This window comes from Rhodocyclus purpureus (assembly GCF_016653115.1).
GTDB classification, from domain to species: Bacteria; Pseudomonadota; Gammaproteobacteria; order Burkholderiales; family Rhodocyclaceae; genus Rhodocyclus; species Rhodocyclus purpureus.
The window spans coordinates 1-19234 of record NZ_NHRX01000034.1; the positions used below are offsets into that span (position 1 = coordinate 1).

The window sequence follows — 19234 nt, forward strand, 5'->3', positions numbered from 1 at the left end:
TCGCCCTGAGGTTCGGTTCGGGCTGGGTCGCCTTGCGCACATGCAAGGTCCGGCCGTCTCTCTGCGTGAATCGGGCGGTGACTCGTTGCTGTACGGACAGGATGTCGCGCAGGTTGCGCCAGCCGAGGTCGATCCCTTTCTCCTTCAGTTGGCGTCGGACCAACTGCACGCACTGGTAGGCGAGCACGGTGATGAACAGGTGGCCGTCGCCGCGCGCTTCCTTGGAGTGATAGACCGGGCGCAGTCCCAGTTCCGATTTGAGGCTGCGGAAGACCGCTTCCAGATCGGTCAGCATCATGTAGGTCCGCCACAGGCGTTCCTCGTCCCAAGTGGTTTCGTTGCTGCGCAGGCAATACACCCCGGGATCGGTGAGCATACTGCCTGCCACCGGCTTCTTCTCCCAAGTGATGCGGGTCACCTCGGTTTGTTCGTCATTCGTATCGACGGTGATGGCGTAGTGCTGGCCCGCCCCGAAACTGCTCTGTTTGAGTTTGCCGATGCGCTCGTGGATGGTCTCCGGCAGCTTGGCCCCNCAGTCCATCGGCGAGCTTCTTGAGCCCCGCCTCGAAGCGCTCGCAAAAGCGCTGACTGATCCCGATTTCCTTCTGTTCCCGTCCCGGAGAATGGCAATAGAGACGGACCTCGCCAGCGGCTTCGTCGACCACTTTCTCCACCCGGATCGCTTCTCCACCCGCCGTCGTCACCATCGTCTCACCCTCCGGGGCGGTCCGGGTCCGCTCGCGGCTGACGACCAGATAGCGGTAGCCTTCCTCGCGCAGCCAGCACAGATTGGCTTCGGTGGCGATGCCGCGATCCATGACGATGAGCGCCCCCTTGGGCGCGTCGAGATCCTGGAGCATCCCGGCCAGGGTGCGGCACTCGACAGCGTTGCCGGCCAGCACGCGGGAACGCCGGACAAAGCCGCTGCTGTCGAGCACCAGTCCCAGCGTCAGCAGTGGGCAGTCGGTCCGATTCTCCTTCGAGTGGCCGCGCTTGGCCTTGGTGTTCGCCTCGGCGGCTCCCTCGAAATAGGTGTTGGTCAGGTCGTACAGGGAAACGGTGGCCGGGAGATTGAACAGATCCTGCACCTTGGCGAAGAGATGGGACTCGATCGCTTCCTGGTGCTTGAGCAGCGCGTCAGCCGCCCGGTACAGGCGCATGATCGACAGGTCGGGCAACGACAGATCGAGCAGTTCAGGCAGCGCGCTACGCTCATCGAGCCATCGCCAGGTCGCCAGTTCGGATGCCGGTGCGGCCAGACGGCCGATCACCTGCGCAACGATCATGGCGCGGGTGATGGCATTGATTCCCAGAGACGTCAGCAAGGCATCCAGGCCCAACTGAGCCAAGGCATGCAGCCCGACAGACTCGACGCCGACCGAGCGTGGCTGCAGCAGTTGCAGCGAACTCACATCGACTTCGACGAATTCCGCCGGCGCCGCCGCGACCGGCGCCCGGGCGACGAGGCGAGCTGCCAGCGCCTGGGCCATGCTCTCCACCCCTTCGGGTAGATCGGCAGGGACGAGTACCCCTTGCTGACCGAGCAACTGGCTCAGGCGCAGACAGAGCGCGTTCCAGTGACATTCCGCGAGTTCGAAATGGCTACCGAGGTTGAGCAGGGTGATCTGGCGGACACGACCACCCTCTCGCCGGGATTCGACCAGGCGGTGGCTGTAGTAGGTTTCACCGGTGCTTGTCCGGCGGGTCTTGACGCGGCGGATGTACATCGCGTCAGGATAGCCGAAGTCAAGGCGTTTGTGTCGCCTCGCTTAAAATATTATGTCACTACAAAACGATTTCGGCGACCACCCCTAGCAACCATGCGGGTTTGCGGGGTGTCACCCCCCGAAAATCGGCAAAATCGGGGGGATAGCTGTTAAACCCGGGCTAACAGTCATGGCGCCGTCCCGGAGCATGAAACGCGCACTTCCGCTGCCGTCATTGCGAGGCGCGCAGCGCCGTGGCAATCCAGTTCGTTCTTCTATTTCTTCGTCCTTGCCGGCTCGGGCGATCGGATAACAGTATCTACGTACTGGATCGCCGCGCCCTTCGGGCTCGCGATGACGGTTATGGTCTCAGCACCTCTTCATGCACTCCTGGCACCGCCGTCATTGCGAGGCGCGCAGCGCCGTGGCAATCCAGTTAGTTCTTCTATTTCCGCGTCCTTGCCGGCTCGGGCGATCGGATAACAGTCCTACGCACTGGATCGCCGCGCCCTTCGGGCTCGCGATGACGGTTACGGTCTCAGTGCCTCTTCATGCACTCCTGGCACCGCCGTCATTGCGAGGCGCGCAGCGCCGTGGCAATCCAGTTCGTTCTTCTATTTCTTCGTCCTTGCCGGCTTGCGCGATCGTATAACAGTATCTACGCACTGGATCGCCGCGCCCTTCGGGCTCGCGATGACGGTTACGGTCTCAGTACCTCTTCATGCACTCCTGGCACTGCCGTCATTGCGAGGCGCGCAGAGCCGTGGCAATCCAGTTCGTTCTTCTATTTCTTCGTCCTTGCCGGCTTGCGCGATCGTATAACAGTATCTACGCACTGGATCGCCGCGCCCTTCGGGCTCGCGATGACGGTTACGGTCTCAGTACCTCTTCATGCACTCCTGGCACTGCCGTCATTGCGAGGCGCGCAGAGCCGTGGCAATCCAGCTCGTTCTTCTATTTCTGCGTCCTTGCCGGCTTGCGCGATCCGATAACAGTCCTACGCACTGGATCGCCGCGCCCTGCGGGCTCGCGATGACGGTTACGGTCTCAGTGCCTCTTCATGCACTCCTGGCACCGCCGTCATTGCGAGGCGCGCAGCGCCGTGGCAATCCAGTGCGTTCCTCTGTCTCCACGACCTTCGTGGCTCGCGATGACGGGCCGAAGTTCCGGCCAGCGGCGTCAGCGCTTGGCGGTTTCAAGTCAAGCCGACCTACCCGACTATTCCGTCGTGCCCAGCGCCGCGCGCACCGCGTCGGCGCGGGCGGCGTGCAGCCGTTCGCGGATCTGCTTCGGATCGCTGACGCTGCGCACGATCGCCGCCGCGTCGAGCTGCTGCACCGCCGTGAGCGCGCGCAGCAGGAGTTCGGCCTGCGGGTGCGGGTCGTTCTCGTGGCCGGTACGACCGCGCAGGTCACAGGCGCAGGCGTCGAGCAGTTGTGAAAAGCGTTGCGGCCGGCGGATCGCGTCGGTCTGTTCGAGCAGGGTGGCGATCGTCGCCGGGCGCAGTTCGAGGGCGCGGTGGATGTCACCGTGAAAACGCGTCGCCAGCAGCGCCAGTTCGCGGCACTCGGCCGGGACCTTCAGGCGCGTGCACAGCGCCGTCACCGGCGCGATGCCGCGTGCCTCGTGACCGAGATGGCGCGGCAGGATGTCGGCCGGCGTCAGCGCCTTGCCGAGGTCGTGCACCAGCGCGGCGAAGCGCACGGCGAGCGGCAGCCCTTGCCGCGCCGCTTGGTCGACGACGAGCAGCGCGTGTTCGCCCGTATCGATCTCCGGATGGAAGTCAGCGCGTTGCGGGACGCCGAACAGCGCGTCGATTTCGGGCAAAAGGCGCGCCAGTGCGCCGCAGTCGCGCAGGACGCGGAAGAAGCGCGAGGGCCGCGCTTCCATCAGCGCGCGCGCCAGCTCCTGCCAGACGCGCTCGGCGACCAGGTAGTCGACCTCGCCGGCGGCGCTCATCGTGCGCATCAGTGCCATGGTCTCCGGCGCCACCGAGAACTCATGCGGCGGCACCGAAAAGCGTGCGGCGAAACGCGCGATGCGCAGGATGCGCAGCGGGTCCTCGACGAAGGCCGGTCCGACGTGGCGCAGAAGCCTCGCTTCGAGGTCGGCGATGCCGCCCCAGGGGTCGATCAGGCGGCCGTCGGCTGCGCGCGCGATGGCGTTGATGGTGAGGTCGCGGCGCGCCAGGTCCTCTTCGAGCGTCACCTCCGGCGCCGCATGCACGACGAAGCCGGTGTAGCCGTGGCCGCTCTTGCGCTCGGTGCGTGCCAGCGCATACTCCTCGTTGCTGCGCGGGTGCAGGAACACCGGGAAGTCGCGGCCGACCGGGCGGAAACCCTGCGCCAGCATCGCCTGCGGCGTCGCGCCGACGACCACGTAGTCGCGGTCCTTGACCGGCAGCCCGAGCAACTCGTCGCGCACCGCACCGCCGACGGCGTAGATCTCCATCCTTGCGCCTGGCTGCATCAGCGTCCGGCGCGCAGGCGGAAGTCGTCGTAGCGGTGTCGTGCCGTGCGTGGGGACAGGTAGCCGGGGGCCACGGCTTCGAGCGCGGTCGGATGCAGGCCCGGGTAGTCGTGCTGGCCGTCGCTGACGTTGTCGACCTGCATCGAGCGCAGGTTGTCGGGGGTCATCGGCGGGTTGGGCAGGAGTTTCAGCAGGTTCGCCTGCAGGTGCGCGAGGCCATCGCCGAGCTCGAATATCGGGCGCCGGTGGCCGCACAGTTCGCCGGTGTATTCGACCAGCTGGCGCAGCGTGTACACCTGCGGGCCGGCGAGGTCGTAGCGCTGGCCGAAGGTTTCCGGGCGGTTCAGGCAGTCGGCAAAGGCGAAGGCGACGTCGCCGGCATAGACCGGCTGGAACTTCGCGCGCGCGCCGGCGAGCGGGAAGAACGGAGCGAGCGCGAGCGCCTTGGCGAACAGGTTGAGGAAGGCATCGCCGGCGCCGAAGATCACCGAGGCACGGAAGACGGTGACGTCGAGCTCACCCTGCGCGGCGAAGACCGCGGCCTCGCCGGCGGCCTTCGAGCGCAGGTACGCGGACGGGCCATCGGCAGCGGTGCCGATCGCGCTCATGTGCACCAGCCGGCGCAGCCCGGTGGCCTTCATCGCGGCGACGATCTTCTGCGGCAATTCGACGTGCGCGCGCGCGAAGCCGCGGCCGTAGGGCTGGCGCGAGTCGCGGTCGTGCAGGATGCCGACCAGGTTGATCACCGCGTCCTGGCCCTGCATCAGGCGGACGAGCGTGTCCGGGTCGTTGACGTCGGCGACGACGGTCTCGATCGTCGGCAGCAGGGTCAGGCGGCGGGCGTGCTCGTGGCGACGGGTCGGGATGCGCACGCGCAGTCCGAGTTCGGCGAGGCGGCTGGCGATCCAGCCGCCGACGAAGCCGCTGCCGCCGATGAGGAGGATGTTCTGATGGGCCATGGTCTTCTCGGAGATTCAGTTAGCGGGGTTCGGATTGGGTGCTGCGTTCAGCGCGTGCTGTGCGCTGGCCGCCGTTCGCGGCGTGGCAGGTGAAGCGGCAGGCAGGCAATCGTTCAGACCGCGCCCGCCGCCCTTGGTTGCAGGGGGGGCCGCGCGCTCATGGCAGCGCGCTGGCGCCGGCGTCGTTCGTGCCGCGCGGGCCGACGACGCCGAGGCGGGACTTCAGCGATTGCGGTTTGCCTTCGAACAGTGCCGAATAATAAACGGCGTTGCTCATCACCTTCTTCACGTAGTCGCGCGTTTCGGTGAAGGGAATCGTCTCGGCGTAGATCGCGCCTTCGAGGGGCGTTTCGGCACGCCATTTGCGCGCCCGGCTGGGGCCGGCGTTGTAGGCCGCGGAAGCGAGTACCGGGTCCTGGTCGAGACCGTCGAGGACCATGCGCATGTAGCTGGTGCCGAGCAGGACGTTGGTGTCGGTATCGACGACGTGCTTCGGTCGAAAGTCCTTGAGCCCGATCTTCTTCGCCACCCAGCGCGCCGTCGCCGGCATCAGCTGCATCAGCCCGGCCGCGCCGACGCCCGAGCGGGCGTTGGTGATGAAGCGGCTCTCCTGCCGCATCAGGCCATAGACCCAGGCCTCGTCGAGCGACTGCTGGCGGGCGACCGGACGAACGCTGTCGTCGAACGGGGACAGATAGCGCAGCGTGTAGTCGTGTTCGTTGCGGGTGCGCTCGGCGGTGGCGATGGCGCGGTCGTAGAGGTTGGCGCGGCGTGCGATTTCGGCGGCGGCGAGCAGTTCGCGGTCGTTCATCCCGCGCAGCGCGAAGTTCCACTCGGCGATCGCCTCGGCACGAAGGTTGAGGCGGAACAGCGCCAGCGCGCGCTGGATGCTGCTGCGTGCGGCGACCTGGTCGAGTTCCTCGGCGCTCGGCTCGCGCGCCTTCGGCGGCGGCGCGATCGGCCGGTTCAACTCGTCGTCGGCAAGGTTGCCGTAGAAGTTGGGCTGGCCGGCGATGCGCTTGAACAGCGCCCTGGCTTCGTCGCTGCGGCCGCCGGCCCGGTAGGCACGACCGAGCCAGTAGGTCCAGTCGGGAAGCGCGGCCAGGGCCGGCGGCATCTTCTCGATCGTCGCGCGCAAAGCCTCCCAATCCTGCGCGCGCAGCGCGGCGCGCGCCTTCCACTGGATCACCGTCTCGCTGAGCGGCGCGTCGCCGGCGCGCCCGAACCAGTCGAGCGCCTCGGGCAGGTGCCTGCGCGCGGCTTCCCAGCCGAGCATCGACCAGGCCCAGCCGCGTTCGCCGGGTTGCAGCGCCGTCTCGATCCGTTCCAGTTGCGTCGCTGCCTGCGCCGGGTCGTTGCGCGCCATGCGCTGGATGGCGAGCGCCGCGAGTTCGCGCGCTGCGCGGTCGGCAGCGAGTTCGGACGGCAGGCGCACGAGGAAGACGAGCGGCCTGTCGATGACGCCGTTTACCACCTCCGGCTCCGGTTGCTGCGTCGCCGGCAGGTACCTGATGCTGGCGCGCGCGGCCTGCATCTTGTTCGCCTCGAACTGCAGACGGATGCGCGTCCACATGTCGTCGATGGAAACCTTCTGCTCGCTGACCAGGGCGTCGAGTACCGGCGCGCAGGCTGCCGGCGGCTCGAGCAGCCGCAGCCACAGCGGCAGCGCGTCGCGGCTGGCGCCGAGCTCGCCGCGCGCCAGTCTTGCCTGCAGCGAGTAGCAGCCGAGTTCCTGATCGGGCTGCGGCAGCTTCGCGTACTCGCTGTCGAAAAGCTCCCATTGCCGCTGCGCGCCGGCAAGCTTCAGCCAGTCGGCGCGGAGCAGGTTGGCGACATGGCTGCGCTCGTTGCGGGCGAGGAAAGCCTGCACCGTCGCCGGATCGACTTCCTTCAGTGTCCGCATCCCCTGCGCCATCCGCCAGTACTCGACGTAGTCGGCGAGCGGGTGTTCCCGGGTCTCCCGGGCCAGACGCTCGAGTCGCGCGCGGTCGTTCGCGCGGAAGGCTTCGCGGGCGGCGATGACCTGCTCGTCACCGAACTCCGCCTGCGCGGCCGGGATCAGGCCGAGCGTCAGCACGCAGGCACCCAGCGCGAGCTGGCAGGCGCGCTCGATCCAGCCGCGGACGCCGGTCCTTGCCTGCGCGGCTGCGCGTGCGCCGGCATCCCTGGCGATGAGGGAACGCGGCGCGTGCTTCGGGGACGGGGCGATGAATGGCTTCATGGTAAGCTGCTGCACGGAGCAGCGTGAGTTCGGGTGTGGGCTGAATCGCTGCGCCGAGTCGGCGCCGGCCGCCTGCGCGGTGCGTGGCGGCGGGTCGGCCATGAGCACGGATGAGGCCGTGAGGATAGCACAGGGGGGGAAGGCATGAAGTCAGCCGAGGCGCGCCGGGCGCTGCGCCACCAGTTGCTCGCGCGGCGCCGCGCCCTGTCGGCGGCCGAGTGGGTGAGCGGGTCAGCGGCGATCGCAGCCTGCCTGCGTGCCAGCTTTTCCGCGCTGGCCGGACGTCGCGTCGCCTTCTGCTGGCCGGTCAGCAACGAACCCGACCTGCGTCCCTTGCTCGGCGACTGGGCGCGCGCCGCCGCACCGGGTTTTCAGGCGCTGCTGCCGGTGGTGATTGCGCCGCAAACGCCGCTCGCCTTCCGCGCCTGGCCGGGGGCAGCGCTCTACACGGCTGACGCCGAGGCTGCCACCGCCGGCCTCGAGCTCGACCGGCACGGAATTCCCCATCCGGCCAGCGGCGACTGGGTCGTTCCCGAGGTGCTGCTGATCCCGGTCAATGGCGTCGACGCTGCCGGCTACCGGCTCGGCTACGGCGGCGGCTACTTCGACCGTACGCTGGCGACCTTGTCGCCGCGACCGCTGGCGATCGGGGTCGGTTTCGAGTTCGCGCGTGTGACGACGGTCTGGCCGCAGGCGCACGACCAGCCGCTCGACGCGCTGGTGACCGAGGCGGGTGTCCATCGTTTCAGGGTATAGCATGGATGGGGGGCGGGTTACGCTGCGCTAACGCTCATGGCGAGTCGTGCCGCCCCTGAGCATGAAACGCAGCCATTCGCTACCGTCATTGCGAGGCGCGTAGCGCCGTGGCAATCCAGTTCGTTCTTCCGTCTCCTCGCCCTTTCCTGCTATCCACGGGCGACGCGATGTCAGCCCTACGCACTGGATCGCCACGCCCTGCGGGCTCGCGATGACGGGCTGCTGCTCCGCTACCTGGACTGTCCCACCAGGGTCGGCTTGAAGCCAAGCGCCACGCGGATGCGTTCGGCGCTCTTCTCGGCGTCGGCGCGGCTGGCGTAGGGGCCGAGATGCACGCGGTGGATGCCGTTGCCGGCGACGACGCGCAGCGGCTCGGCGACCCAGTCCAGATCGCGCTGCAGGTGGTTGCGCAGGCTCTCGGCGTTGTCCGCGCTGGTGAAGGCGCCCAGTTGCAGGAAGACGCCACGCAGCGAAGCGTTGCCGGTGGCCGGCGGGGCTTCGCTGGCGGCCAGGCGCATGACCAGCTCCATCAGCTCGTCGGTCTCGCCGAAGGCCGGCGCCGCGCCCGTACCGCCGCTGCTGCCGTCGCTGATCCGGGTGCGCTCGCCGGTCTCGGCAGAGGCAAGCAGCACCGGTGACGAGGGGAAGCCGCCTTCGAGCGGAACGATGGCCTCGACTTCGACGGGACCGCTGCCGGCGTCGACGATGCCGAGCTTCCAGGCGGCGGCGTAGGAGAGGTCGATGACCCGGCCGGCGTGGAAGGGGCCGCGGTCGATGACGCGGACGATCACCGAGCGGCCGTTGGTCGTGCTGGTGACGCGCGCGTACGACGGGATCGCCAGCGTCGGATGTGCGGCGGTCATCGCGAACATGTCGTACGGCTCGCCGATCGAGGTGCGCTGGCCGTGGAACTTGCGCCCGTACCAGCTGGCGATGCCGCGCTCGCGCAGCGCTTGCAGCTCGGTGTTCGGAATGTAGGTGCGGCCGAGGGCGACGTAGGGCCTGTTGGCGAAGCGGTGCAGCGCCTCGAGCCGCGGCTCGGCATCGGGGGTCTCGTCGAGGTTGTCGGGAATCTCTTCGGCCGGGCCGTCGTCCTTGTAGTAGCCGCCGCCGCGCTTCGGCACGGGGATCATGCGCGGCGTCCGCGCGGCACTTCTGGTGCTCGCTGCACCCGCCGCGGCAGGCGCCAGCTGCGCCGACGCCTTGCCCGTCGCCCGGGCAGCCTGGCCGCGCTCCGGTGGTGTTCCGGCGCAGGCGGCGACGAGCAGCGCTGCGGCCGGCAGCAGGCAGGCTGTGCGCCAGGCGGGGACAATCATCACGCTCTCTCCTACTTCTTCACCAGCATCCGGTGCGTCTGGATGCTCATCAGCACGCCCAGCGCCAGACAGAGGATGACGATGGCGGTGCCGCCGTAGCTGAGGAAGGGCAGCGGCACGCCGACCACCGGCAGGATGCCGCTGACCATTCCCATGTTCACGAAGATATAGGTGAAAAAACTCAGGGTGATCGAGCCGGCCATGGCGCGCGAGAACAGGGTCGGTGCGTTGCCGGCGATCATCATTCCGCGTGCGATCAGCAGGGTGTACAGGAAGAGTAGCACCGCGTTGCCGAGCAGCCCCCATTCCTCGGAGAATACCGCGAAGATGAAGTCGGTGTGGCGTTCCGGGATGAATTCGAGGTGCGTCTGCGTTCCGTTGAGCCAGCCCTTGCCGACGGCACCGCCGGAGCCGATGGCGATCGTCGACTGGATGATGTGATAGCCGGCGCCGAGCGGGTCGGCAGTCGGATCGATCAGCGTCAGGATGCGCTTCCTCTGGTAGTCGTGCAGGTGCGACCAGAGCAGCGGTGCAGCGGCGCCGGCGATCAGCGTCATCACGCCGATCGCCTTCCACGGCAGGCCGGAGAAGAAAATGACGTAGAAGCCGGCGGCGCCGACCAGGATGGCGGTCCCCAGGTCGGGCTGCTTGGCGATCAGCGCCAGCGGGACCAGCATGAGCAGGGCGGCAGCGACGAAGTGGCGGGCTTTCAGCGTCGCCTCGTGCTTGTGGAAGTACCAGGCGAGCATCAGCGGCAGCGCGAGCTTGAGGATTTCGGACGGCTGGATGCGCACGAAGCCGAGCGACAGCCAGCGCTGCGCGCCGTTGACGCGGATGCCGACGAGGAAGACCAGCAGCAGCAGGACGACGCCGATCACGTAGAGCGGGACGGCCAGGCGCATCAGCTTCTGCGGCGGGATCTGGGCCACCGCCCACATCACGGCGAGGCCCAGTCCCATGTTGAGGAACTGGGCGAAGACGCGGTTGTTGCCGTCGTAGGTGGCGCTATAGACGGTCGCCAGCCCGCAAAGCATCAGCGCCAGCACGATCAGCAGCAGCGGCACGTCGATATGGGCGAGCAGGCGTGCGCGCAGGCGGAAGAAGACGGCGGGGAGACGGATCGGATCGTGCATCGCCTATTCCTCCTCCGTGGCCGAGGCGTCTTCGGGTGCCGGTCCGTTCGGTGCCTTGCCGAGCAGGTAGTAATCGAAGACCAGGCGCGCGATCGGCGCCGCCGACTGTGCGCCGAAGCCGCCGTTCTCGACGAGGACGGCGAGCGCGATCTTCGGCTGGTCGGCCGGGGCGAAGGCGACGTAGAGCGCGTGGTCGCGCAGGCGTTCCCTGATCCTGCCGGCTTCGTACTTTTCGCCCTTCAGGCTGAACACCTGTGCCGTTCCCGTCTTGCCGCCCGACTCGTAGGCGGCACCGGCGAAGGCACGGGCGCCGGTCCCTTCCTTGACGACGCCGACCATCGCGCGCTTGATCGTCGCGATGTGCTGCGGCTTGAGCGGGATCGTGCGCAGCGGTTGCGGCTCGATCAGCGTCTTCTCGCCGGTGCGGCTGTCGGTGATGTGGCGCACCAGGTGCGGCCGGTACATGACTCCGTCGTTGGCCAGGGTCGCCGTCGCCTGCGCCAGTTGCAGCGGCGTGTAGGCGTTGTAACCCTGGCCGATGCCGATCGAGACGGTGTCGCCGGCGAACCACTTCTGCTGTTCCGGACGCTTGAAGCGACGCTTCTTCCACTCCGGCGACGGCAGCACGCCGACCGATTCGCCCTCGATGTCGATGCCCGTGCGGCTGCCGAAGCCGAACTGGTCCATGAAGCGCGCGATCGACTCGATGCCCATGTCGTTGGCGAGCATGTAGTAGTAGGTGTCGCAGGATTCGACGATCGACTTGTACATGTCGACGACGCCGTGGCCGCCCTTCTTGTCGTCGCGGAACTGGTGCGTGCCGAAGTTGAAGTAACCGGGATCGAAGATCGCCTGGCCGGCGGTGCGCTTGCCGGTCTCCAGCGCCGCCAGCGCCATGAACGGCTTGAAGGTCGACCCCGGCGGGTACACGCCGTTCAGCGCGCGGTTCATCATCGGCTTGTCGGGCGAGTTGTTGAGCTGTTCCCAGTCGTCGGTGCGGATGCCGTCGATGAACAGGTTCGGGTCGTAGGTCGGCGTCGACACCAGTGCCAGGATGCCGCCGGTGGCAGGCTCGATCGCCACCAGCGCGCCGCGGCGGTTACCGAAGGCCTTCTCGGCGATTTCCTGCAGCCCGGTGTCGAGCGTCAGCGTCAGGTTGTTGCCATCGACCGGCGAGGTCCGCGACAGGCTGCGCACGACCCGGCCGCCGGCGTCGACCTCGACCTGCTCGTAACCGCTCTGGCCGTGCAGGACGAACTCGTACTTCTGCTCGAGGCCGATCTTGCCGATGTGGTCGGCGCCCTTGTAGTTGGCGAGCTGCTCGTTCTCGGTGATCCATTCGAGGTCACGCTTGTTGATGCGGCCGATGTAGCCGATCGCGTGCGAAGCGACCGCGCCGAGCGGGTACTGGCGGAACAGGCGCGCCTGCACCTCGACGCCCGGGAAGCGGTAGCGGTTGGCGGCGAAGCGCGCCACCTCCTCGTCGGAGAGGCGGGTGCGGATCGGCAGGCTCTCGAAGGTCTTGCTCTCTTCGAGCAGCTTGCGGAAGCGCTTGCGGTCCTTCGGCTGGATGTCGACGAGCTGGGAGAGCTCGTCGATCGTCGCCTCGAGATCGCCCACCTTCGACGGCGTGATTTCCAGGGTGAAGGCCGAGTAGTTGCGCGCCATGACGACGCCGTTGCGGTCGACGATGACGCCGCGGTTCGGCACGATCGGTGCCAGCGAGATGCGGTTGTTCTCGGCGCGGGTGCTGTAGTAGTCGTGCTGGATCACCTGCAGGTGGACGAAGCGGGCGAGCAGGATCGCGAAGGCGAGCAGCACCAGCGCCATCGATACGGCCAGCCGGAAGCGGAAGCGATCGTTGTTGTCGCTGGCGTTCACCAGGGGTCGGCGCAGACTCATGGCGCGGACCCTAGATCGGCCGGTTCGCGTCGCGCTCTACCGGCTGGTACTGCGGCAGCAGCAGCGCGTAGGTCAGCGGCAGCCAGAGCAGGGCGCCGATCAGCGGTGAGACGAAGTACTCCAGTCCCGGGAAATTGGCACCGGCGATGATGCGCACCGCGACCTGGATCAACTGCACCAGGATGAGCAGCGGCAGCACGTACAGGGCCTGGCTCATGAGCGGGAACCAGAGGATGCGTTTCGACAGCGCCGAGGCGAGGTAGGTGGCGAGCACGTAGGCGAGTGCGTGCTGGCCGAGCAGGCTGCTGTCGGCGACGTCCATCACGAGGCCGAGGAAGAAGCCCCAGCCCATGCCGACGCGGCGGCTCTCGCGCACGCTCCAGAAGATGAGCGTCAGGGCGACCCAGTCGGGAATCCAGGGCCACTCGGCGGTCGGCAGGAAATTGAGCACGAGCGCGACGAACAGCGAAAGGACGATGAACCACGGCTTGACCGGGAGCAGGATGCGTGAGGAGGTGAAGGTCGTCTGCATGTTCACTCCGCGCTCGCGTGCTTCTTCCTGGCGCGCGTCTGCCGCTCGCCGGGCGGCTGCCTGCCGTTCTCGCCCAGTTCGGCGGGAAGTGCGTTCGCCTTGCGTGGTGCGAGCAGCATCACTTCGCTGAAGTTCTCGACGCCTGCCGTCGGCACGCAATGGATGCGTGCGAACGCGTAGACGCTGTCGCTTTCGATGCGCTCGATCTTCGCCACCGGGATCCCCGGCAGGAAGACACCGTCGAGGCCCGAGGTGACCAGGATGTCGCCTTCCTGGACGTCGGCGCTCGCCGGCAGGAAGCGCAACTCCAGGCGGCCGCCGCCGGTGCCGAAGACGACCGAGCGCAGGCCGTTGCGCACGATCTGCACCGGGACCGCCTGGTCCTTGTCGGTGATCAGGGTGACTTCGGAAACGAAGGGGAAGACGCGCGTCACCTGGCCGACGACGCCCTTGTCGTCGATCACCGGCTGGCCGGCGACGACGTCGTCCTGCGTGCCCTTGTCGACCACGATGCGCAGCGAGAAGGGATCGCGTGCCGTGCGCACGACCGAAGCGGCGCGTGCTGCCATCTCCTCGCGTTTGGCGAGGCCGAGCAGCTCGCGCAGGTGCGTGTTTTCGGCCTCGAGCTGTTGCGTGCGCAGGACTTCTGCGGATCGTTCGAGGTGCTCGCGGCGCACGCGTGCGAGTTCGTCCTGCGTCACCGATGCGCTCTGCAGGCGCTCGCCGATGCCCTCCAGCAGGCGCAGCGGCTGCTGGGCGGCGACCTGCAGGGGATGGGTGAGCGTGCCGATGGTCTGGCGCAGCAGTTCGAGCGTGTGCAGGCGAGCGTCAAGCACCAGGAGCGTGACCGCGATGGCGACGTAGAGGGTCAGCAGGGCCAGCGGTGCCGGTCCGCGTTTGAAGAAGGGAGGAGGCTGATACTCCATCGGCGCTAGAGGGTCTCCGGATCAGCGCAGGTCACGGCGGGAAGGCAGAGCAACGTGGCAGTGTAGTCGATCGGTCCGGCGGACGGGAGAAAATGCCGATTGGCGGAGCTGCCGGCGCCGCGAGTTCAGGCGGCGGGCCGGCGCTTGCCGCAGGCGTCCGGTTCACTCGTAAGCGAAGATGCTGCCGAGCTTGTCCATCTTTTCCAGCGCCATGCCGCAGCCGCGCGCGACGCAGGTGAGCGGGTCGTCGGCGACGATCACCGGCAGGCCGGTTTCTTCCATCAGCAGGCGGTCGAGGTCGCGCAGGAGTGCGCCGCCGCCGGTCAGCACCATGCCCTTGTCGGCGATGTCGGCACCGAGTTCGGGCGGCGTCTTTTCGAGCGCCGACTTGACCGCCGAGACGATCTGGTTCAAGGGGTCGGTCAGCGCTTCGAGCATCTCGTTCGACGAGATCGTGAACTTGCGCGGGATGCCTTCGGCCTTGTTGATGCCGGAGACTTCCATCTCGCGCACCTCGGCGCCGGGGAAGGCCGAGCCGATCCGCTTCTTGATGTTTTCGGCGGTGTTCTCACCGATCAGCATGCCGTAGTTGCGGCTGATGTAGTTCATGATCGCTTCGTCGAGCTTGTCGCCGCCGACGCGGACCGAGCCTGCATAGACCATGCCGCCGAGCGAGATGACGCCGACCTCGGTGGTGCCGCCGCCGATGTCGACGACCATCGATCCGGTTGCTTCGGCGACCGGCAGACCGGCGCCGATCGCCGCCGCCATCGGCTCCTCGATCAGGAACACCTGCGACGAGCCGGCACCGATCGCCGATTCGCGGATCGCACGGCGCTCGACCTGGGTCGAGCCCGAGGGCACGCAGATGATGATGCGCGGGCTGGGCGAGAACATGCGCGAGTCGTGCACCTTCTTGATGAACTGCTTCAGCATCTGCTCGGTGACGGTGAAGTCGGCGATCACGCCGTCCTTCATCGGACGGATGACCGTGATCGCTCCGGGCGCCTTGCCGAGCATTTCCTTGGCTTCCTTGCCGACCGCCTGGATCGTCTTCTTGGCGTTCGGCCCGCCTTCGAGGCGGATGGCGACCACCGAGGGTTCGTCGAGCACGATTCCCTTGGAACGCAGGTAGATCAGCGTGTTGGCGGTGCCCAGGTCGATGGCGAGATCATTGGAAAAGTAGCTGCGGAGAGAACTGAACATGCGGGGAATCCTGAGGGGGGCGCCGAGGCTGCGGCCAGAAGGGCAATTATGATACCTTATAAGCTTCGTCGAATTAAGCTCTTGCCGCGATTGCTCATTTTTCGCGCGGGCGCCTGCCGGCGTCGGACAGACTGTCGTCGCCGCACGGCAGGCAGCAGGCGGTGCCGGTCACCAGCTCGGCCTTCCCGTGCCACCGACGCTTCCCGGCGTCTTCACGTCCTTTCACTTCCTCAATCTCCACTCGAAGCCATGTCGCTCACTCTCGAACAGGTCCGCCACGTCGCCAAGCTGGCGCGGATCGACATCAGCGACGCCGAGGCACATACCGCGCTCGGCGAGCTCAACGGAATCTTTTCGCTCATCGAAGCGATGCAGGCGGTCGATACGCAAGGCGTCGAGCCGATGGCGCACGCCCTCGATCTCGCCCAGCGCCTGCGTGACGACCGCGTCACCGAGACCGACCGGCGCGCGGCCTTCCAGGCGGTCGCTCCGGAAACCGAAGCCGGGCTCTATCTGGTACCGAAGGTGATCGAATGATCGAACTCTCGCTCAAGGAACTCGCTGCCGGACTCGCGGCGCGTGAATTCTCCAGCGTCGAGCTGACCCAAGCCTACCTCGACCGGATCGCCCGCCTCAATCCGCAGTACAACGCCTTCATCACGGTCGACCCCGAGAAGAGTCTCGCCCAGGCGCGTGCGGCCGACGCCCGTCGCGCCTCCGGCGAGTCGGCGCCGCTGCTCGGCGTGCCGCTGGCGCAGAAGGACATCTTCTGCGCCAAGGGCTGGCGCACCACCTGCGCCTCGCGCATGCTGGAGAACTTCGTCAGCCCCTACGACGCGACGGTGATCGAGCGCTTCGACGCCGCCGGCGCGGTCAACCTCGGCAAGACGAACATGGACGAGTTCGCCATGGGCTCGTCGAACGAGACCTCGTACTACGGCGCGGTGAAGAACCCCTGGGATCCGGCACGCGTTCCCGGCGGTTCGTCGGGCGGCTCGGCGGCAGCGGTCGCCGCGCGCCTGGCACCGGCCGCGACCGGCACCGATACCGGCGGTTCGATCCGCCAGCCGGCGGCGCTGTGCAACCTGACGGGCATCAAGCCGACCTACGGCGTCGTCTCGCGCTGGGGAATGATCGCCTTCGCCTCGTCGCTCGACCAGGCCGGTCCGATGGCGCGCTCGGCCGAAGACTGCGCCATCCTGCTCAACGCGATGGCCGGTTTCGATCCGCGCGACTCGACCAGTCTCGAGCGCCCCGTCGAGGATTACACGCGCCTCCTGGCCGCGCCGGCCGCCGACTTGCCGCTCGCCGGCCTCAGGATCGGCCTGCCGCGCGAGTTCTTCGGCGAGGCCGAGCGTTCCGGCTGCGACGCCAGGGTGATGCAGCTCGTCGATGAGGCGATCGCCGCCTATCGCGCGCTCGGCGCCGAGACGGTCGAAGTCAGCCTGCCGGCGATGAAGCTCGCGGTGCCTGCCTATTACGTGATCGCGCCGGCCGAGGCCAGCTCCAACCTGTCCCGCTTCGACGGTGTGCGCTACGGCCATCGCGCCGCCGAGTACGGCGACCTCGACGACATGTACGCGAAGACGCGCGCGCAGGGCTTCGGCGCCGAAGTGAAGCGTCGTATCCTGATCGGCACCTACGTCCTGTCGCACGGTTATTACGACGCCTACTACCGGCAGGCGCAGCGCATCCGCCGGCTGATCGCCGAGGACTTCGCCGCGGCCTTCAGGCAGTGCGACGTGATCATGGGGCCGACCAGCCCGGGTACCGCCTTCCGCCTCGGCGAGAAGGCCGCCGACCCGGTGCAGATGTACCTGTCGGACATCTACACGATCGCGGTGAACCTCGCCGGCCTGCCCGGGATGTCGGTTCCCTGCGGCCTGGCCGACGGCTTGCCGGCCGGCCTGCAGCTGATCGGCAACTATTTCGGCGAAGCCCGCCTGCTCGAAGTGGCGCACCGCTACCAGCAGGCGAGCGCATGGCATCGCCAGCGTCCGGCGGCGCTGGCGGACTGAAGCGCGCGCGAGGAACGCCGATGGCCAAGGGGGCGGGAGTCTGGGCGGTGCTGGCAGCGGCGCTGCTGGCGGCCGCCTGCGCGACCCCGCCGCAGCCACCTCAAGCGGAGTCCGGCCCGGGAGCGGCCGAGCCGGCGGCCGATGCGTTCACCTCGCAGCCGCTGCGCCACCTGCGCGGGCGCAAGCTGAAACCGATGCCGGTCGAGGCGCTCAACGTGAAGACGCGCTGCTCGTTCCGCGACGAGCTTGGCACCCGCGGCAAGCTCGACCTGCACGTGAGCGAGGCGGTGGTGAAGCGTTTCAGCGCCGACGTGAACATCGCCAAGCGCGGCAGCTGCCGTTTCGACCTGAAGTCGTTCACTCAGGCCGAAAAGCTGCCGGCGGTGCTGCTCGCCGACGAGGCTAGCGGCTGCACGGTGCGCATGTGGCAGCAGGACAAGGGTGTCACCGTCGCCTTCAACGGCTGTGCCGCGCAGTGCTCCGGCGACGCCTTCAGTTATCTGTGGCCGATCCTGGTCGAACCCGGGAGCGGCCGTTGTTTTTGACGAATTGCAGTGGTTTCTGATCCAGGAACGGAAAAAACATGAACCAGGGTGCAGCAGGGGGCTGGGAAGTCGTCATCGGCATCGAGACGCACGCACAGCTCGCGACACAATCGAAGATCTTCTCCGGCGCCTCGATCGCCTTCGGCGCCGAGCCCAACGTGCAGGCCTGCGCCGTCGACCTGGCGCTGCCCGGCGTGCTGCCGGTGCTCAACCGCGGTGCCGTCGAATGCGCGATCCGCTTCGGGCTGGCCGTCGGCGCCGAGGTCGCCGCGCACTCGGTCTTCGCGCGCAAGAATTACTTCTACCCGGACCTGCCCAAGGGCTACCAGATCAGCCAGTTCGAGGAGCCGGTGGTCAAGGGCGGGCAGCTCACGATCCGCGTCGGCGAGGGCGACAAGGCGACTGAAAAGACCATCCGCCTCACCCGCGCGCACCTCGAGGAAGACGCGGGCAAGAGCCTGCACGAGGACTTCCACGGCAAGACCGGGATCGACCTCAACCGCGCCGGGACGCCGCTGCTCGAGATCGTCAGCGAACCCGACCTCTCCTCGTCGGCCGAGGCGGTCGCCTATGCGCGCGCGCTGCACGCGCTGGTGCGCTGGATCGGCATCTGCGACGGCAACATGCAGGAGGGCTCGTTCCGCTGCGACGCCAACGTCTCGGTGCGTCGTCCGGGCGCCCCGCTCGGCACCCGGCGCGAGATCAAGAACCTGAACTCCTTCCGCTTCCTGCAGCAGGCGATCGACTACGAAGTCCGCTGGCAGATCGAGACGCTCGAGGACGGCGGACGCATCCAGCAGGCCACCGTCCTCTTCGACCCGGACAGCGGCGAGACGCGGACGATGCGGACCAAGGAAGATGCGCACGACTACCGCTACTTCCCCGACCCCGACCTCTTGCCGCTCGTGATCGGCAGCGACTGGATCGAGCGCGTGCGCGGCGAGATGCCCGAACTGCCCGACGCCAAGCGCGCTCGCTTCATGGCCGACTACGGGCTGTCCGCCTACGATGCGACGACGCTGACCGCGTCGCTGGAAGTCGCCAACTACTACGAGGCGGCCGTCGCAGCGGCCGGCGCCGCTGCGGCCAAGCCCTGCGCCAACTGGGTGATGGTCGACCTCGCCGCACGCATCAACCGCGAAGGCATCGATTTTGCCGCCGCGCCGGTGTCGGCGCAGCAACTCGGCCGTCTGGTCGCGCGCATCGTCGACAACACCATCTCGAACAACATCGCCAAGAAGGTGTTCGAGGCGATCTGGGCCGGCGAAGGCGGCAGCGGCGAGGATGCCGCCGACCGCATCATCGAGGCGCAGGGACTGAAGCAGATCACCGACACCGGTGCCATCGAAGCGCTGATCGACGGTGTCCTGGCCGCCAACCCGGCGATGGTCGCCGAATTCCGCGCCGGCAAGGAGAAGGCCTTCAACGCGCTGGTCGGCCAGGCGATGAAGGCGACCAAGGGCAAGGCCAACCCGCAGCAGGTCAACCAGCTGCTGCGCAGCAAGCTGCAATAAAATTCGGGGACGGTATACTTAATTCTTTGAA

15 protein-coding genes and 1 pseudogene are annotated in these 19234 nt (G+C 67.6%); 5 read left to right on the top strand and 11 right to left on the bottom strand.

Going from position 1 to position 19234, the window contains the following annotated elements; translation table 11 throughout:
* From CCR84_RS06470 to CCR84_RS06490, 5 genes and pseudogenes are all read right to left on the bottom strand, one after another.
* On the bottom strand, window positions 1-532 hold a 532-nt coding region (locus tag CCR84_RS06470; protein ID WP_420825384.1), incomplete at both ends, for a hypothetical protein.
* A 1-nt stretch (window position 533) separates the two neighbouring features.
* Window positions 534-1727 (bottom strand): annotated as a pseudogene (locus tag CCR84_RS16880) (IS1634 family transposase); the annotation flags it as partial.
* A gap of 1197 nt (window positions 1728-2924) precedes the next feature.
* Complete coding sequence (locus tag CCR84_RS06480; protein WP_201210701.1) at window positions 2925-4157, bottom strand: multifunctional CCA addition/repair protein; 1233 nt, start codon at window positions 4155-4157, stop codon at window positions 2925-2927.
* Window positions 4158-4174: 17 nt separating this feature from the next.
* The gene (locus CCR84_RS06485) at window positions 4175-5134 is read right to left on the bottom strand and encodes a complex I NDUFA9 subunit family protein (protein ID WP_201210703.1); all 960 of its coding nucleotides are present in this window, start codon (window positions 5132-5134) and stop codon (window positions 4175-4177) included.
* Between the two features lie 157 nt (window positions 5135-5291).
* Window positions 5292-7355: a lytic transglycosylase domain-containing protein gene (locus tag CCR84_RS06490; RefSeq protein ID WP_201210705.1), complete on the bottom strand. Its 2064-nt coding sequence runs from the start codon at window positions 7353-7355 to the stop codon at window positions 5292-5294.
* A 144-nt stretch (window positions 7356-7499) separates the two neighbouring features.
* Between CCR84_RS06490 and CCR84_RS06495 the strand changes: the two genes are divergently transcribed.
* Window positions 7500-8111, top strand: a complete 612-nt coding sequence (locus CCR84_RS06495) for a 5-formyltetrahydrofolate cyclo-ligase (protein ID WP_201210706.1) — start codon at window positions 7500-7502, stop codon at window positions 8109-8111.
* Window positions 8112-8341: 230 nt separating this feature from the next.
* Here CCR84_RS06495 and CCR84_RS06500 read toward each other — a convergent pair whose 3' ends face one another.
* The 6 genes from CCR84_RS06500 to CCR84_RS06525 form a co-directional block, all read right to left on the bottom strand.
* Window positions 8342-9427, bottom strand: coding sequence for a septal ring lytic transglycosylase RlpA family protein (locus tag CCR84_RS06500; protein WP_201210906.1), 1086 nt, complete (start codon window positions 9425-9427; stop codon window positions 8342-8344).
* A gap of 11 nt (window positions 9428-9438) precedes the next feature.
* On the bottom strand, window positions 9439-10560 hold the full coding sequence (gene rodA, locus CCR84_RS06505; protein WP_201210707.1) for a rod shape-determining protein RodA: 1122 nt from the start codon (window positions 10558-10560) through the stop codon (window positions 9439-9441).
* Window positions 10561-10563: 3 nt separating this feature from the next.
* The gene (mrdA, locus tag CCR84_RS06510; RefSeq protein ID WP_201210708.1) at window positions 10564-12462 is read right to left on the bottom strand and encodes a penicillin-binding protein 2; all 1899 of its coding nucleotides are present in this window, start codon (window positions 12460-12462) and stop codon (window positions 10564-10566) included.
* A 10-nt stretch (window positions 12463-12472) separates the two neighbouring features.
* Window positions 12473-12994, bottom strand: a complete 522-nt coding sequence (gene mreD, locus CCR84_RS06515; RefSeq protein ID WP_201210709.1) for a rod shape-determining protein MreD — start codon at window positions 12992-12994, stop codon at window positions 12473-12475.
* Window positions 12995-12996: 2 nt separating this feature from the next.
* Entirely contained in the window at window positions 12997-13920 is a 924-nt protein-coding gene (gene mreC, locus CCR84_RS06520) for a rod shape-determining protein MreC (RefSeq protein WP_201210710.1), read from the bottom strand.
* A 162-nt stretch (window positions 13921-14082) separates the two neighbouring features.
* Window positions 14083-15126, bottom strand: a complete 1044-nt coding sequence (locus CCR84_RS06525; protein ID WP_201210711.1) for a rod shape-determining protein — start codon at window positions 15124-15126, stop codon at window positions 14083-14085.
* Window positions 15127-15375: 249 nt separating this feature from the next.
* Here CCR84_RS06525 and gatC point away from each other — a divergent pair, with 249 nt between their 5' ends.
* The 4 genes from gatC to gatB are packed head-to-tail and all read left to right on the top strand — an operon-like array spanning window position 15376 to window position 19203.
* Complete coding sequence (gene gatC / locus CCR84_RS06530) at window positions 15376-15663, top strand: Asp-tRNA(Asn)/Glu-tRNA(Gln) amidotransferase subunit GatC (RefSeq protein WP_201210713.1); 288 nt, start codon at window positions 15376-15378, stop codon at window positions 15661-15663.
* Window positions 15660-17144, top strand: coding sequence for an Asp-tRNA(Asn)/Glu-tRNA(Gln) amidotransferase subunit GatA (gene gatA, locus CCR84_RS06535; RefSeq protein WP_201210715.1), 1485 nt, complete (start codon window positions 15660-15662; stop codon window positions 17142-17144). Before gatC ends, gatA begins: the two co-directional genes overlap by 4 nt.
* Entirely contained in the window at window positions 17108-17689 is a 582-nt protein-coding gene (locus tag CCR84_RS06540) for a hypothetical protein (RefSeq protein ID WP_242508587.1), read from the top strand. The genes gatA and CCR84_RS06540 overlap by 37 nt, the downstream gene beginning before the upstream one ends.
* Before the next feature lie 38 nt (window positions 17690-17727).
* Entirely contained in the window at window positions 17728-19203 is a 1476-nt protein-coding gene (gene gatB, locus CCR84_RS06545) for an Asp-tRNA(Asn)/Glu-tRNA(Gln) amidotransferase subunit GatB (protein ID WP_201210716.1), read from the top strand.
* Window positions 19204-19234: the final 31 nt, after the last annotated feature.

What these genes read in the sequence shown, in the direction of transcription:
- CCR84_RS06500 (WP_201210906.1), bottom strand. Translation starts at nt 9,427, where the DNA reads ATGATTGTCCCCGCCTGGCGCACAGCCTGCCTGCTGCCGGCCGCAGCG.
- gatA (WP_201210715.1), top strand. Translation starts at nt 15,660, where the DNA reads ATGATCGAACTCTCGCTCAAGGAACTCGCTGCCGGACTCGCGGCGCGT.
- rodA (WP_201210707.1), bottom strand. Translation starts at nt 10,560, where the DNA reads ATGCACGATCCGATCCGTCTCCCCGCCGTCTTCTTCCGCCTGCGCGCA.
- mreC (WP_201210710.1), bottom strand. Translation starts at nt 13,920, where the DNA reads ATGGAGTATCAGCCTCCTCCCTTCTTCAAACGCGGACCGGCACCGCTG.
- mrdA (WP_201210708.1), bottom strand. Translation starts at nt 12,462, where the DNA reads ATGAGTCTGCGCCGACCCCTGGTGAACGCCAGCGACAACAACGATCGC.
- CCR84_RS06525 (WP_201210711.1), bottom strand. Translation starts at nt 15,126, where the DNA reads ATGTTCAGTTCTCTCCGCAGCTACTTTTCCAATGATCTCGCCATCGAC.
- mreD (WP_201210709.1), bottom strand. Translation starts at nt 12,994, where the DNA reads ATGCAGACGACCTTCACCTCCTCACGCATCCTGCTCCCGGTCAAGCCG.
- CCR84_RS06485 (WP_201210703.1), bottom strand. Translation starts at nt 5,134, where the DNA reads ATGGCCCATCAGAACATCCTCCTCATCGGCGGCAGCGGCTTCGTCGGC.
- gatC (WP_201210713.1), top strand. Translation starts at nt 15,376, where the DNA reads ATGTCGCTCACTCTCGAACAGGTCCGCCACGTCGCCAAGCTGGCGCGG.
- gatB (WP_201210716.1), top strand. Translation starts at nt 17,728, where the DNA reads ATGAACCAGGGTGCAGCAGGGGGCTGGGAAGTCGTCATCGGCATCGAG.
- CCR84_RS06490 (WP_201210705.1), bottom strand. Translation starts at nt 7,355, where the DNA reads ATGAAGCCATTCATCGCCCCGTCCCCGAAGCACGCGCCGCGTTCCCTC.
- CCR84_RS06495 (WP_201210706.1), top strand. Translation starts at nt 7,500, where the DNA reads ATGAAGTCAGCCGAGGCGCGCCGGGCGCTGCGCCACCAGTTGCTCGCG.
- CCR84_RS06540 (WP_242508587.1), top strand. Translation starts at nt 17,108, where the DNA reads ATGGCATCGCCAGCGTCCGGCGGCGCTGGCGGACTGAAGCGCGCGCGA.
- CCR84_RS06480 (WP_201210701.1), bottom strand. Translation starts at nt 4,157, where the DNA reads ATGGAGATCTACGCCGTCGGCGGTGCGGTGCGCGACGAGTTGCTCGGG.